General features: G+C 30.0%; 16 protein-coding genes. 15 read left to right on the top strand and 1 reads right to left on the bottom strand.

Features of this window, described 5'->3' with window-relative positions; all coding sequences use genetic code 11:
• Positions 1-34: 34 nt before the first annotated feature.
• The 13 genes from ACZYT4_RS10025 to ACZYT4_RS09965 all read left to right on the top strand — a co-directional run bounded on the left by ACZYT4_RS10025 (position 35) and on the right by ACZYT4_RS09965 (position 11,519).
• Complete coding sequence (locus ACZYT4_RS10025; RefSeq protein WP_463785259.1) at positions 35-727, top strand: Bax inhibitor-1 family protein; 693 nt, start codon at positions 35-37, stop codon at positions 725-727.
• A 57-nt stretch (positions 728-784) separates the two neighbouring features.
• Positions 785-2,557 carry a DNA polymerase III subunit gamma/tau gene (gene dnaX, locus ACZYT4_RS10020; protein ID WP_463785255.1) on the top strand — a complete coding sequence of 591 codons (1,773 nt, stop codon included), beginning with the start codon at positions 785-787 and terminating at the stop codon, positions 2,555-2,557.
• 2 nt (positions 2,558-2,559) lie between these two features.
• The gene (locus ACZYT4_RS10015) at positions 2,560-2,865 is read left to right on the top strand and encodes a YbaB/EbfC family nucleoid-associated protein (protein WP_463785253.1); all 306 of its coding nucleotides are present in this window, start codon (positions 2,560-2,562) and stop codon (positions 2,863-2,865) included.
• Positions 2,865-3,458, top strand: a complete 594-nt coding sequence (gene recR, locus ACZYT4_RS10010) for a recombination mediator RecR (RefSeq protein ID WP_463785250.1) — start codon at positions 2,865-2,867, stop codon at positions 3,456-3,458. Before ACZYT4_RS10015 ends, recR begins: the two co-directional genes overlap by 1 nt.
• A gap of 32 nt (positions 3,459-3,490) precedes the next feature.
• The gene (locus ACZYT4_RS10005; RefSeq protein WP_463785248.1) at positions 3,491-3,670 is read left to right on the top strand and encodes a pro-sigmaK processing inhibitor BofA family protein; all 180 of its coding nucleotides are present in this window, start codon (positions 3,491-3,493) and stop codon (positions 3,668-3,670) included.
• A 71-nt stretch (positions 3,671-3,741) separates the two neighbouring features.
• Positions 3,742-4,365 carry a dTMP kinase gene (gene tmk / locus ACZYT4_RS10000; protein WP_463785246.1) on the top strand — a complete coding sequence of 208 codons (624 nt, stop codon included), beginning with the start codon at positions 3,742-3,744 and terminating at the stop codon, positions 4,363-4,365.
• Positions 4,362-5,315 (top strand): hypothetical protein, encoded by a 954-nt coding sequence (locus ACZYT4_RS09995; protein ID WP_463785242.1) that lies wholly within the window; start codon positions 4,362-4,364, stop codon positions 5,313-5,315. Before tmk ends, ACZYT4_RS09995 begins: the two co-directional genes overlap by 4 nt.
• 13 nt (positions 5,316-5,328) lie before the next feature.
• Positions 5,329-6,159, top strand: a complete 831-nt coding sequence (locus tag ACZYT4_RS09990) for a PSP1 domain-containing protein (RefSeq protein ID WP_463785239.1) — start codon at positions 5,329-5,331, stop codon at positions 6,157-6,159.
• Positions 6,140-6,874 (top strand): tRNA1(Val) (adenine(37)-N6)-methyltransferase, encoded by a 735-nt coding sequence (locus ACZYT4_RS09985; RefSeq protein WP_463785237.1) that lies wholly within the window; start codon positions 6,140-6,142, stop codon positions 6,872-6,874. Before ACZYT4_RS09990 ends, ACZYT4_RS09985 begins: the two co-directional genes overlap by 20 nt.
• Positions 6,867-7,718 carry a 16S rRNA (cytidine(1402)-2'-O)-methyltransferase gene (gene rsmI / locus ACZYT4_RS09980; RefSeq protein WP_463785234.1) on the top strand — a complete coding sequence of 284 codons (852 nt, stop codon included), beginning with the start codon at positions 6,867-6,869 and terminating at the stop codon, positions 7,716-7,718. Before ACZYT4_RS09985 ends, rsmI begins: the two co-directional genes overlap by 8 nt.
• Positions 7,719-7,781: 63 nt before the next feature.
• Positions 7,782-8,705 carry a 1-phosphofructokinase gene (pfkB, locus tag ACZYT4_RS09975; RefSeq protein ID WP_463785231.1) on the top strand — a complete coding sequence of 308 codons (924 nt, stop codon included), beginning with the start codon at positions 7,782-7,784 and terminating at the stop codon, positions 8,703-8,705.
• Positions 8,695-10,509, top strand: coding sequence for a PTS fructose transporter subunit IIABC (locus ACZYT4_RS09970; protein ID WP_463785229.1), 1,815 nt, complete (start codon positions 8,695-8,697; stop codon positions 10,507-10,509). Before pfkB ends, ACZYT4_RS09970 begins: the two co-directional genes overlap by 11 nt.
• 53 nt (positions 10,510-10,562) lie before the next feature.
• Positions 10,563-11,519 (top strand): L-lactate dehydrogenase, encoded by a 957-nt coding sequence (locus ACZYT4_RS09965; protein WP_463785227.1) that lies wholly within the window; start codon positions 10,563-10,565, stop codon positions 11,517-11,519.
• A gap of 15 nt (positions 11,520-11,534) precedes the next feature.
• Here ACZYT4_RS09965 and ACZYT4_RS09960 read toward each other — a convergent pair whose 3' ends face one another.
• A complete protein-coding gene (locus ACZYT4_RS09960; protein WP_463785224.1) occupies positions 11,535-12,722 on the bottom strand; it encodes a C40 family peptidase in 1,188 nt (395 codons plus the stop codon).
• A 193-nt stretch (positions 12,723-12,915) separates the two neighbouring features.
• Between ACZYT4_RS09960 and ACZYT4_RS09955 the strand changes: the two genes are divergently transcribed.
• Positions 12,916-13,932 (top strand): glycoside hydrolase family 25 protein, encoded by a 1,017-nt coding sequence (locus tag ACZYT4_RS09955; protein ID WP_463785222.1) that lies wholly within the window; start codon positions 12,916-12,918, stop codon positions 13,930-13,932.
• A gap of 91 nt (positions 13,933-14,023) precedes the next feature.
• Positions 14,024-14,905 (top strand): YitT family protein, encoded by an 882-nt coding sequence (locus ACZYT4_RS09950; protein WP_463785220.1) that lies wholly within the window; start codon positions 14,024-14,026, stop codon positions 14,903-14,905.
• Positions 14,906-15,181: the final 276 nt, after the last annotated feature.

Genomic DNA, 15,181 nt, shown 5'->3' with positions numbered 1-15,181 from the left:
TAAATATGATATACTTTTTTTAGAGGTGATATATATGGATCAAAGAATGTTAACTGAACAGATGGATTATCAAAAATTTCTAGGAAAAGTTGTGAAATGGGTTTTCTTTGGAGTCAGTACAACAGCTATTACATCTGTGATTATTATTCTTTCTGGTATTATCAATGTAGTGATAAATTATTATTTTCCTATTTTAATTTCATCAACGATTTTAGAAATTGTTTTTGTTTTGATTCTATATAAAAAATTAAAAGGACATGAAGATCAAATTTCTATATCTTCGGCTAAAAGATATTTCCTTATATATTCTATTATTAATGGAATTGTGTTTTCTTTCATTTTATCTGCTGTATCTTTCTATATTTCAGCACTTGCATTTGCATTAACAGCAGCATATTTTGGATTATTATATACGATTACGCAATATACGGATTCAAGCTTTTCTCATATTGGAAAAATATGTTTATCTGCATTACCTATATTAATCATTGGTTATCTTATTTTATTATTTATTAATGCGCCACTTCTTTATTATGGTATTATTTTCTTGGACTTGGCAATATTTACTGGAATTACTCTTTATGATATGAAGAATATTTCAACTATGTATCAGATGTCATCTCCTGAATCATTAGAAGGTATAGCAATGATTTGTGCAGTGGAATTGTATTTGGATTTTGTCAATATCTTTATTGATATTTTAATGCTTATTATGGATAATAATTAGATATCGAAAGATATCTTTTTTTATGTTATAATGTGACAAGGCAAGGAGTTGATGACAATGGCATATAAGACATTATATCGTGTATATCGTCCACAAAAATTTGATGATGTGGCTGGACAGGAACATATTATTACAACTTTACAACATGCAGTTGAGGAAAATAAGATTTCTCATGCATATTTATTTTGTGGTCCACGAGGAACTGGAAAGACAACAATAGCAAAACTATTAGCAAAAGCTGTCAACTGTACAGGTTCTCCTAAACCATGTGATCAATGTGAAAATTGCCAACAAATTGCTTTGGGGACACACCCTGATGTTATTGAAATTGATGCTGCAAGTAATAATGGTGTTGATGAAGTAAGAAATCTTATTGAGAAAGTTAAATATGCACCAACACAAGGAAGATATAAAGTTTATATTATTGATGAATTTCATATGATGTCACCAGGAGCATCTAATGCTTTATTAAAAACTCTAGAAGAACCCCCAGAACATGTCATTTTTATTTTTGCTACAACAGAACCACATAAAATCTTACCGACGATTATTTCAAGATGTCAAAGATTTGATTTTACAAAATTAAGTGTTAATGACATCGTGAATCGTATGAAAGATATTTTAAAAGAAGAGCATTATCAATGTGATGATGATGCTTTAGAGCTGATTGCAAAATTGGCTGATGGTGGTATGCGTGATGCCTTATCCATTTTAGAACAATGTTTAGCTTATAATGATCAACATTTAACTGTACAGGATGTCAATCAGATCTATGGTATTGTTTCTTTAGAAAATAAGATTGATTTTATTAAAATTATATTATCTAAAGATATGAAAAAAGCATTATCTTTATTAGAAGATATGAAAATGAATGGAATAGATATTAAAAGACTGACTTTGGATCTTGTAGATATTTTGAAGGATGTTGTGATTTATCGTAATACTCAGGATGAATCTATTTTATTTGTTTTATCTAAATATTATTTGGATATGATAGTTCCCTTTATTGGGTGTGATGAAGCTTTGCATTTTATTGATATATTAATGGATGCAAGTGAAAAATATGCTAAAGTTATTAATCCATCTATTTATTTTGAATTGGCTATTTTAAAGATGTGTAATCAGATTCAAAATGAAAAAGTGATTGCTGTAGAAACTGTTAAAGTGCCTTCGCAGCCAGTAATGAAAGTTGTCGAAGAAGAACCGGTTATTGAAGAAGAAATAGTCAATGATGTTATAGAAGATGAACCAATTAAAGAACCTATAATAGAAGAAGAAACTCAAGACAATGTTCCAACTTTTGAATTTGAACGAGTACAAGAGATAGAACCAGAAGTTGATAATGATGTCAAAGTAGATGAAGCTGATATTATGAACATATTGGTACAGGCCAAAAGAGATATTTTACAGAGTATCCAGGAAAGATGGCCAATTATTAAAAGATATCTTGCTAATTTGAATATGGCAAAAAGTGCTGCTATGTTATGTGATGGTACAGCTGTTGCGGCTTGTCCAGGTGGATTGATTATTTCTTTTGAATATCAACCAGCAGTGAATGCTGTTAACTATTATAAAAATTACAAACAGTTAAGTACTTTTTTAAATGAAGTTCTTGGTAGTGAATATCGCTTTATTGCGATTCAACAAGATGAATGGATCAAAATGAGAAGTCATTTCATTGAATTAAAAAGAAAAAATCAATTACCCCAACCTCACGAATTAACACTTAAGCATATTGATAGCCATGATTTGGATCATGTTGATATGACTGAAGCACAAGAATATGCAGTGAAATTATTTGGAGATATCGTTGAATTTAAGGAGGATTAAAGATGAATTTTGGAAATTTATTACAACAGGCACAACAAATGCAACGTAAAGTTAATAAAGCAAAAAAAGAATTTGGAGAAAAAGAGTTTGATTTTGAAAGTCAAAATCAGCTGATTACAGGAAAAATGAAAGGTAATCTTTCAATTACAGAATTACATATTTCTGCTTCATTAATTCAAGAAGATCAAGAAGATATGGAAGCATTATTAATTGCAACAATTAATCAGGCAATTGAAAAAGTATCTCAAGAAAGGGAAGATACATTAAACAAAGTTACAAATGGTGTTGATGTATCAGCATTCTTATAATGGAATATCCTCATAGTTTTGAAGAACTGGTTGAATGTTTTAAAATGTTACCAGGAATTGGAACAAAAGGTGCAGAGAGACTGGTTTATCATGTTTTATCAATGGACCAGGATCAGGTTCAAAGATTTTCTGATGCTTTATTAAACTTAAAACGTAATATCCATTATTGCAAGAAATGTGGCCATATCTGTGAAGGTGAATTATGTGATATATGTCAGGATCCAACCAGAGATCAAACGACGATTTGTGTTGTTGAATCACCTAAAGATGTTTTTGCTATGGAAAAATTAAAAGAATATCATGGGTTATATCACGTTTTACATGGAACGATGTCTATCATGGATGGAAAAACAATTGATGATTTAAATATTCAGTCCTTATTTGAACGTTTAAATGATCAAATTAAAGAAGTTATTATAGCAACAAATCCAACGAGAGAAGGAGAAACAACAGCATTATTTCTTGCAAAGCTTTTAGCAAAAGAAAACATTCCTGCATCAAGGATTGCTAATGGATTACCTATTGGAAGTAATTTGGATTATGCTGATGAATTGACTTTATTAAAATCTTTAGAAGGAAGAAAGAAAATATAATCACCTCATATATTATTGTGAGGTGATTTTTAATGAAGATAACACGTATTTTTACAAGATTGCTTTTAGCAACACTATCTATTTTTATTTTTAATCATTTTTATAGTTTGACACATATTCAACTATCATTAAATATCTTTAATATTGTTATCATTTCTTTATTTGATATTTTTGGCTTTATTTTATGTATTATTCTTAATATTGGCCTCTAATATAATCAAGAAATAAAACTTTATCTTTGCATTAAATTTTTATATAATAGAGAATGAAATGAGGTGTTAAAATGTCTGGTATTTTTATTACTTTTGAAGGTGGGGAAGGTAGTGGTAAGACAACAATTGCTGCCATGATTAAAGAACATTTAACAAAAGAAGGGTATCAAGTCACTTTAACAAGAGAGCCTGGCGGAGTAGAAATTGCTGAAAAAATTCGTGATATTATTCACAATGTTGATTATACAAACATGGATTGTAAAACTGAAGCATTACTTTATGCTGCAAGTCGAAGACAGCATCTTGTTGAAAAAGTGATTCCAGCTTTAGAAAGTGGGCATATTGTTATTTGTGATAGATATCTTGATAGTTCAATGGTTTATCAAGGAATAGCAAGAGGCATTGGTGTTGATGAAGTCTATCAAATGAATTTATTTGCGACTGAAAACATTTTGCCAAAACGTACTATCTTTTTTGATATCTTACCAGAGGATGGTTTGAAGAGAGTTTATGCGAATAAAGATCGAGAAGTCAATAGATTGGATTTAGAAAATATTGATTTTCATCGTAAAGTTTATAATGGCTATTTATCTTTATGTGATAAATTTCCTGATCGTATTGTGAAAATTGATGCATCATTAACTATTGATCAAGTCTTTTCACAGGTTTTGTCAAAAATTAAAGAGATATTATGAGATATAAAGATTTACTGAAACAGGAACAGCCTATTTTATATCAAATTCTCTTACAAAGCTTTAAGAATCAAAAAATACCTCATGCTTTTTTATTGGTTGGTAAAAATGCAAGACAATCTGCTCATTTTATCGCAAAGAGTTTGATTTGTGAAAATGATATTCTAGCATGTGATCAATGTAATGAATGTAGACGTATAGATGAACACAATTATGGAGATTTTATTTATTTGAATGGTCATGATGAAACCATTAAAAAGAATAATATTGAATATATTCAAGAACAATTTTCTAAATCTTCATTAGAAGGTAAAGCAAAAATTTATTTAATGGAAAATATTGAAAATTCTACAGTTGAAGCTATGAATAGTCTTCTTAAAATGTTAGAAGAACCAACTGAAGGTATTTTTGCTATTTTTACTTGTCAAAATTTAAATCGTGTTTTACCTACAATTCAGTCAAGATGTCAGATCATTCAACTTTTACCTGGGTCTCAAAAATTATTGAGAGAAGAATTAAAAAAAGCAGATATTGCTGAGGATGATGTTAATGTTCTCTCAGAATTATTTACTGATTATGATGAGTGTAAAAGTTATATTGATTCTGAGGATTTTGACAAATTAAAAAATGAAGTTTATCATTTTGTTGATGATTTATACTTTCATAGAGAAAATCTTATTATTGATGTTCAAACTCACTTATTAAAAGATTTTAAGGATAAAGACTCTATTCAATTTTTTCTGAATATGTTAGTATTGGCATTGAGAGATTTGTTTCACGTGAAACATTTTATGAATCTTACATATTCATCTTTTAAGAGTTTATATGAAAGAATTGATGATCAGGAAGAAAATATTATTAATAAAATTAATTTAATTCTTGAGACAGAATATTTATTAAGTACGAATGCTAATGTTATGCTACTCATGGATAGTATGATGTATAGAATATAGAAAGGAGAATAATATGGAGGAAAAGTTAGCTCTGATACGTTTTAATAATGTTGGAAAATCCTATTATTTTTCTACTGATTTAGAACTTTATAAAGGAGCTAGAGTCGTTGTAGAAACAATAAGAGGACTTGAACTTGGTGAATTGGTATCAGATTTAAAAGATATTTCAGAATTTAATCTTGATACTGAATTAAAAAGAATCAAAAGATCAGCTAATCGTGCAGATATAGAATTATATGCTTATAATCAGGCTAAAGCAGAAAAATCTTTAGAAATATGTAAAGAAATAGTGAAACAATACAAATTAGATATGCATCTGGTAAGTTGTGAATATACTTTAGATGCATCAAAAGTTATCTTTATGTATACATCAGAAACTAGAGTTGATTTTAGAGAATTATTAAAAGAGCTTGCAAGTGTCTTTAAATGTCGTATTGAATTAAGACAAATTGGGCCACGTGATAAATCGAAGATTGTAGGAGGATTAGGCTCTTGTGGACTACCACTGTGCTGTTCATCTTTTTTAGGTGAATTTGATGGTGTTTCAATTAATATGGCAAAAAATCAAATGCTAGCCATTAATATCGATAAAATTTCAGGAGCTTGCGGTCGCTTGCTATGTTGTTTGAAATATGAAGATGATACATATACGAAAGAAAAACAAAGATTTCCTAAGATTGGTTCTAGAGTGAAGTATGACAATAAAATTGTAAAAGTAACAGGATTGAATGTTATTAGTGATTTGGTTAAGATTGAACATGATGGAAATATTTCATTTGTTCCATTAAGCGAAATTAAGATATTACCACCAAAGGATCATAAACATGAATCAAGAAGTCGTTAATTATTTATTGGCTTATAAAAACATGAAAATTATCCAAAGAAAAGACATGTTTAACTTTTCTTTGGATACTGTTTTATTAGCACATTTTTGTACAATTAATAAGGATCTAGATGAGATTGTTGATTTTGGTACTAATAATGCAGCCATTCCTCTTTTATTAAGTCGTAGAACAGATAAGAAAATCAAAGGTATTGAAATTCAAGAAGAGGCTGTTACTCTTGCAAATAAAAATGTTGCATTAAATCACTTAGAGAATCAAATAGAAATTATTCACGCAGATATTAAAAATTATGTTGAAGATGCGAAAAAGGTTAAATTAGTGGTTTGTAATCCTCCATTTTTTAAAGTGGATGAAAGAAGTCATCTTAATGATAATGAATATCTGAAAATTGCCCGTCATGAGATTAAAATCAATTTAGAAGAGATTATTCAGTGTGCTTCCAAAATCCTTGATAACAAAGGTCGTTTTGCGATGGTACATAGACCTGATCGTTTTATTGAAATTGTTAATATGATGCAGAAGTATGATATAGAACCTAAACGTGTTCGTTTTGTTTATCCTAAAATGGGTAAAGAGTCTCATATATTTTTAATAGAAGGTATGTATAAAGGAAATAAAGGTTTAAAAATTGAGTCACCATTGTATGCACATAATGACGATGGCAGCTATAGTCAGGAAGTCAGAAAAATGTTTGGAGAAGATATTTATGAATAGACAAAAGAGTTTTGAAAATCAGTTACCAACCCTTTATATTGTTGCAACACCGATTGGAAATTTAAGTGAAATGACTTATCGAGCAGTTGAAATTTTAAAAAGTGTTGATTATATTGCTGCTGAAGATACTCGTAATACAATAAAACTACTGAATCATTTCGAAATATCAACAAAATTAGTATCGCATCATGAGCATAATCTTTCCATTGCCATTCCAAAGATCATACAGGATTTAAAAGATGGTTGTCAAATAGCTTTGGTTAGTGATGCAGGTTATCCGGCTATTAGTGATCCTGGATATGAACTTGTCAAAGAAGTTATTAAAGAAGGAATGAATGTTGTTCCAATCTCAGGTGCTAATGCTTGTCTCGATGCGTTGGTTGTTTCAGGGATTGCTCCACAACCATTTACATTTTATGGTTTCTTAGATAGAAATGATAAAAAGAAGAAGAAAGAACTTGAAAACTTAAAAAACAAGCAAGAAACTATTATATTTTATGAAGCACCACATCGTATTAAAAAGACTCTTAAATTAATGTTAGATGTTTTTGGTAATAGAAACATTGCTCTTTGTCGAGAACTCACAAAGAAGCATGAAGAAATCAATAGGGGAACCATAGCAGAAATTCTTGATGTTGTTGATGATATGAAAGGTGAAATGGTTCTTGTTGTTGAAGGTGGTCAAGAGGAAATAAGTGATGAGATAACTTTTAATCAAACTATTGAAGAACATGTGGAAGAATATATCCAAATGGGAATGACAACTAAAGACGCTATTAAGGAAGTTGCAAAAGTTAGAAAATTATCTAAAAATCAAGTATATAATGAATATCATAAAAAATGAATATAGAAATATATTCTTTTTTTATATTTTAGCGTATAATACCCTTATAAGGGAGGAAGACATATGATATATACAATAACATTTAATCCATCTATAGACTATATGGTTGAAGTTGAAGATTTTCAATTAGGAGAAGTCAATAGAACTTCTCATGAATATATACTGCCTGGAGGAAAGGGGGTTAATGTTTCTGTTGTTCTTAATAATCTAGGTATACAAAATATTGCAATGGGATTTATTGCTGGATTTACAGGACAGGAAATTAAAAGAAGAATTGAAGAAAAAAATATTAAGACAGATTTTATTGATGTTCATAATGGGTTTTCTAGAATCAATTTTAAAATGAAAAGCCGTGAAGAATCAGAAGTTAATGGTAATGGACCAGTGATTAGTGAAGATGATATTCAATTATTATTAAAAAAGTTAGATAGTTTAAAGAAAGATGATATTTTGATTCTTTCTGGAAGTATACCAAAATGTGTATCTAATGATATCTATGCTCATATCATGAAATATCTAAAGGATAAAGGTATCCATATCGTTGTAGATGCCACTGGAGATTTGCTAATGAATGTATTAGAATATAAACCATTTTTAATTAAACCTAATAATCATGAACTATCCGAAATGTTTCACGTGAAACTTTCTGAGTTAAAAGATATTGTAAAATATGCGAAAAAGCTTCAAGAAAAAGGAGCTCAAAATGTACTTATCTCAATGGCAGGAGACGGAGCAATATTTATTTGTGAAAATGGCAAAGTTTATCATTGTCAGGCACCAAAAGGAACAGTGCAAAATTCAGTAGGAGCAGGAGATTCAATGGTTGCTGGCTTTGTTGCTGGTTATGAAAAAACACATGATTATATACAGGCATTTAAAACAGGTGTCGCAACAGGAAGTGCAAGTGCATTTTCAAAAGATTTAGCTACAAAAGAAGAAGTAGAAGCACTATTAGAAAATATACAAGAGGTTGAATATGAATATTAAAGATTTATTAAAAGAAGATAGTATTATATTAGATTCTCATGCCCAGAATAAGAATGAAGTTATTTCAGAAATGGTAACAAGACATTTTGAATGTGGACATATTAAAGATAAATCCATTTATGAAAAAGCTATTCTAGAAAGAGAATCTCTCTCATCTACAGGAGTTGGAAATGCAATTGCCATTCCACATGCACAAAGTCAAACAGTAAATTATCCATCGTTAGTGGCATTGGTACATCAACAAGGTATTGACTATGATTCCTTAGATCAGAAACCAGCACATCTTTTCTTTATGATTGCTGTTCCTGAAAATGGTGGATCACAACATTTAGAAATCCTTGCCCAGCTTTGCCAAATGCTTATGAATGAAGAACTGGTTCAACAACTTATTCATTCCAAAAATCAGAAGGATTTTATAAATATATTATTTCAGAAATTTAATCAAAAAGAAGAAGTTGAAGAAAAAGAAAAGCAACTGGATATCGTTGCAGTTACCGCTTGCCCAACAGGCATAGCACATACATATATGGCAGAAAAAGCACTTATTGATAAAGCTAAAGAAATGGGAATATCCATTAAAGTAGAAACAAATGGGGCAAAGGGGATTGATCATCAATTAACTCCAAAAGATATCGAAGAGGCAAAATGTGTTATTGTAGCAGCAGATAAAAAAGTAGAAATGAAAAGATTTCATCATAAATATTTAATTCAAGCTCCTGTCATAGAAGCTATTGATCATACAGAGGAACTTTTGAATAAGGCTATGAAACAAGAAGCTCATATATATGAGGGGGAACAGAGCGAATACCAAGTCCAAAATGAAAATGGTATTAGAAAAATATATCGACATTTAATGAATGGAATATCCCAAATCATTCCTATATTAATGATATCTGGAATTCTTATGAGTCTTGTACCATACCTACAAAGTTGGGATTTTGATAGTGAGTATACAACATTGATTTATTACATTGCAACTTTTGCAATTAATATTGCTATACCAATTATGAGTGCATTTATTGCAGATAGTATTGGTGATAGACCAGCTTTTATTGTAGCTCTTGTTTCAAGTATATTTTTAATTAATATAGGTGGTAATGTTATAGAGGGGATTCTCTTAGGATTTTTTGTTGGTTATTTTATTTTAGCCTTAACACTTTTGTTTTCCCATCTACCTAAAGATTTACAGAATTTAACACCCCATCTGTTTTTACCAATTATCGGTACATTAACAGCATGTGCGTTGATTTATTTATGTGCACCATTTTTTGTTGACTATATCACACTCTTCAATCAAGAATCAACAACAGTAATCCTTATTATCATAGGAGCTATTTTAGGAACGATGATGTCTGTTGATTTTGGTGGACCAGTAAATAAAACGGCTTATACTATTGGTATTATTGGAATCTTTGTTGGAAGATATGATTGGATGTCAGCAGTTATGATTGCAGGTATGATGCCACCATTAGTGATATGGTTGACTATGTTAATAACGAAAATATTTAATAATGAAGAAAGAAAGAATAAATGGAGTTGCTTATTAAAAGGTTTATGTTTTGTGAGTGAAGAAGCTATTCCATATGTCAAAAAATATAAATCATTACTTTATTATCCATGTATCATAAGCTCGGCTATTGCAGGAGCATTAGCTATGTATTTCCAATGTGGTCAGGCATTTCCTCATGGAGGAATATGGACATTATTATTGATTAATAACCCATTGTACTTTTTAATAAGTTTAATTATTGCATTGATTATAGGAACAACTTTAATTGTTGTTGTAAGAAAGTTTCAGAAATGAAACTTTTTTTGTATAAAATAATGAAATGATAACATACTAAATATGGTGATTGGATGAAAGAAAAGAGAAAGGTAACACTGATTGGTACAGGCTTTGTTGGCATGAGTATGGCCTATTCATTAATGAATACAGGTGGTATAGATGAACTGATTTTGATTGATCAGGATGAAATGAAAGCCCAAGGAGAAGCGATGGATTTAAATGATGGATTACCTTATAGTTTTCATAAAATGAAGATTAAAGCAGGTAGTTATAAAGATTGTAAGGATTCTGATATCATTGTTATTTGTGCAGGAGCTAATCAAAAAGAAGGACAGACACGTTTAGATTTAGTTAAAATAAATACACATATTATGCAAGAAATAGCAATGAATATTAAAAAAAGTGGATTTGATGGAATTGTTATAGTTGCCAGCAATCCAGTTGATATACTTAGTTATACAGTATATAAGATATTAGGAAGTTCACCCCAAAAAGTGATTGGAACAGGAACATTATTGGATAGTGCGAGAATGCGTTATTTATTAAGTGAATATTTGAATGTATCCAGCAATAACATTTCTGCATATATGTTAGGAGAACATGGTGATTCAACTTTTATATCTTGGTTAAATACGTATGTGGGTTGTAAATCAATTATTGAATATATTGAAGAAAATGATTTAGATATGCATGATTTAAATGATATATATTTAGATGTTAGAGATGCAGCATATAAAATTATTGAAAGAAAAAGAGCAACTTATTATGGAATAGGGGTAGCGCTGAATAAACTTATTCAAACCATTTTCAATGATTCACATGAAATACTCTGTGTCAGTGCTTATCTCAATTCAAAATATAAGAAAAATGATATTTTTATGGGTGTTCCCTGTATTATTGGAAGAAATGGAATAGAAGATATTATAGAGCTTCAATTGAATGAAGTAGATGAAGCAAAGTTTGCTAAAAGTTATTCTATTTTAAGGAATATTAAAAGAGAAGTCAAAAAAGATTTAGGTCTTGTGTAATGACCTAAATCTTCTTTAGTAAAGTCTTCTATAATTATAAACATATCTTTCCCAATATCCAGATAATGGAGCTGTTTTGACACATTGATCAGCATATTGACCAACAGTACCTGAACCTTGTCCAGAAGCATGAACAAAACTTCCTCCACCAATATAAATACCTATATGAGATACGCCACTTCCATAACTAAAAGTAATAACATCTCCTGGTTGTAATTGTGAACGAGAAATAGCTTGACCACTACCAGCATAGCCAGCAGCTGTTGTACGACCTAAACTCACACCTGCTTGGTTATAAGCCCAATATACTAAACCAGAGCAGTCAAAATAATTAGGACCATTTGCACCCCACCAATAACGACATCCAAGTCTCGTTAAAGCTTTTTGAGCAATGGCATTACCAACTGATGAATCACCTGGAACATATGATCCACCACCGCCACCACCACTAGGAGCACGAGATATCAATTCTGTTAAAGCAGCATCAATTTTCTTTTGGGCAGAAGAAACTTCTTTTGCTTCCTTCTGATTACTTTTAATTTTTTCTTCTTGAGCTGTTTTTAATTCAAGATATTTTTCTTGTAAAGCTTCTTGTGATTTCTTTTGTGCCTGTAAATTTTCTCTAGCTGTTTGAAGAGATTTTTTTTGTGTATCTAAATTTTCTTTTTGAGCTGTTAAATCTTCAACCAATTCTTTTTCATATGAAGTAATATCATTGACACTACCTACACGAGAGAAGAATGTTGAGAAATCTTCAGAACCAAATAAGAAATCAAGAATCCAATTAGAGTTATATGTCGTTTGCATAGCATATAAACGTTCTCTCATCAGTTCTTCTTTTTCTTTAATATCTTCTTGTATTTGAGAAATTGATTCAAGCATATAATCAATTTCTTTATTTTTTTCATCTATTTGTGTATTTAAATTTTCAATCTTCTTTGAAACTTCTTCTAGATTATCATTTGTTTGACCTAATTCTTCTTGAGTATCTTTAATTTCATCTTTTAAATCTTGATTTTTTTCTTTTAAGTATTTGTTGAACTCCTGACAAACTTTTTTATCAGAATTTGATAAATCAGAAGAACAAAGTTTTATATACTCATCTTCTTTACCTTCAAAATCAGTCGCATGAACATCAATAGGTGAGAGGCTCATGGCAAAGACTGAACAAAATGTCAAAAGAGTTAAACCTAATTTCTTCATTCAATCACCTCTGTAAACAACATTATAACACAAAAAGAAGAGAAAAAAATACCAAATCATAGAAATATGGGGGATATGAGAGGTAAGACATGTTTTGAAAAAGTAAGCATATAATAGAAAGTCTTCAATGACTATGGCAAATGTGGAGTCATTTTCTTTAAATAGACATATTGTATTTTGAGGAGGTGAGTCAATGGTTAAAGATGGTATTGATGTTTCACAATATCAAGAAGAGATTAACTGGGAACTTGTTAAAAATCATATAGACTTTGCGATATTAAGATGCGGTTTTGGACAAGATATTCCAGGACAAGATGATCCTACTTTTAAACGTAATGCAGATGAATGTACAAGATTAGGTATACCATTTGGTGTTTATCTTTATTCATATGCTACAGATGAACGTGCAGCTTTATCAGAAGCCAGACATGTGATGAGACTTGTTAAAGATTATCAGATGGCCTATCCAGTTTATCTAGATTTAGAAGATCCACGTATTGGTAGATTAACAAATGATCAAATCGAAAGAAATGCCAGGATTTGGGCAGATGAACTTGTAAGAAACAATTATTTCCCAGGATTTTATGCTTCTTATTATTGGTGGACAACCAAATTAACTGGTCCAACATTCAAAAGATATACAAGATGGGTTGCACGTTATGCTGAAGAATTGGGTGCTGAAGGATTTGACATGTGGCAATATACAGGCCATGGCTTTGTTGAAGGAATTAATGCTCCAGTAGATAGAAACTATGCCTATAGAGATTTCCCAACAGAAATTAAAGCAGGAGGTTATAATAATTTTTCACTTGAAACAACGCCTGAAACACCACAAGACAATTATCAGATAGGAGATCATGTCACATTTGATCATGTTTTTATCTCTTCAGAAAGCAGTGTTCCACTTATTCCTTATATGAATCATGGAACAATTACAAGAATTATACCAGATGCAAGAAATCCATATTTAATTGGAAATGGTCTTGGATGGGTCAATAACGAAAGTATTACAGGAACTTTAAGATATTTGTCACATCCAACATATCGTGGTGATTCTCTTGTAGATGCATTGAATCATATAGGGGTTGATTCAACATTTGAATCAAGAAAGAATTTAGCATTAAAAAATGGTATTAATGATTATACAGGAAGTGCTAGGCAGAATCTTGAATTATTACAACTTCTTAAAGATGGTCGTTTAAAAAGTTAGAGTATTGCATTTTTGCAATACTCTTTCAATATTGTATTGTATTCATGTTTATACAATAGTATAATATATGCGGCTGAGGGGGATAATGTCTATGGTTTATGCAAAAACAAAAAATGAGAAAGAATGGAAAAAGCATATTACATCATTTATATGTGTTTTGATTGCGTCATTAATTATGTCTATTAATATCAAATCCTTTGTAAGAGCAGGGGATTTAATTCCTGGGGGATTTACAGGTTTATCATTATTAATTCAACGAGCATGTATAGTTTTTTTACATTTCAATTTACCTTATTCAATCATTAATATTTCATTAAACGCATTACCAGCTTTTATCGGTTTTAAAATGATTGGTAAGAAATTTACAAGTTACTCTGTATTAATGATTGTTTTAAATTCATTTTTAGTTGATTTAATACCAGTAACTCCTATTACATATGATCCATTACTTGTTTCTGTATTTGGTGGAATTTTAAATGGAATAGCAATTGTTATTGCTTTATATGGAAAAGCTTCAAGTGGTGGTACTGATTTTATTGCTGTTTATTTATCCAATAAATTAAAACAACCATCTTGGAATTTTGTATTTGGTATCAATGTTGTGATATTAACAGTAGGAGGATTCTTATTTGGATTTGAAGCAGCTATGTATTCTATTATTTTCCAATTTGTATCAACACAAGTCATTGAAAGATTACATCGTAGAGATCAACAGGCAACGTTATTGATTATAACTGATGAAGGTGAAATGATTGGAGAAAAACTTTTAGAATATACTCATCATGGAGCTACACAATTTGAAGGAAAAGGATGTTATTTAAAAGAAAATAAAACAATGTTATATACTGTTGTGGGAGCTGATGAAGTGAAAGATGTTGTCCATATGATCAAGAACTTAGATCCGCATGTTTTTATTAATATTATTAACTCTAATGGTGTGACAGGTAATTTTTATCAAGAACCTATTGAATAATTATTCATATGAGTGGATATACAGTTGATTATTGTATACCACTTTTTATATTGTTAATGTATGATATATCTTCATAAAAAAAGAATAACAGAAGAGTCTTTCTGTTACTCTTATTCATTATATTTAACTTTCTCTTTCACATTAATGTGTCAGTACATCAAATTTCATTTGATAAAAATTGTGTATCTTCCTGTTTCATCTGTTCAAAGATTTCCTTTGATAATTGTCTTAAAGCAAAAGGATAGACGACATTATTTTCTTTTTCTATATGCCTTC

The organism is Massilimicrobiota sp. mt181, assembly GCF_055420065.1.
The sequence above is the reverse complement of the archived record's forward strand: the minus strand, read 5'-3'. Positions and strand labels throughout refer to the sequence as shown.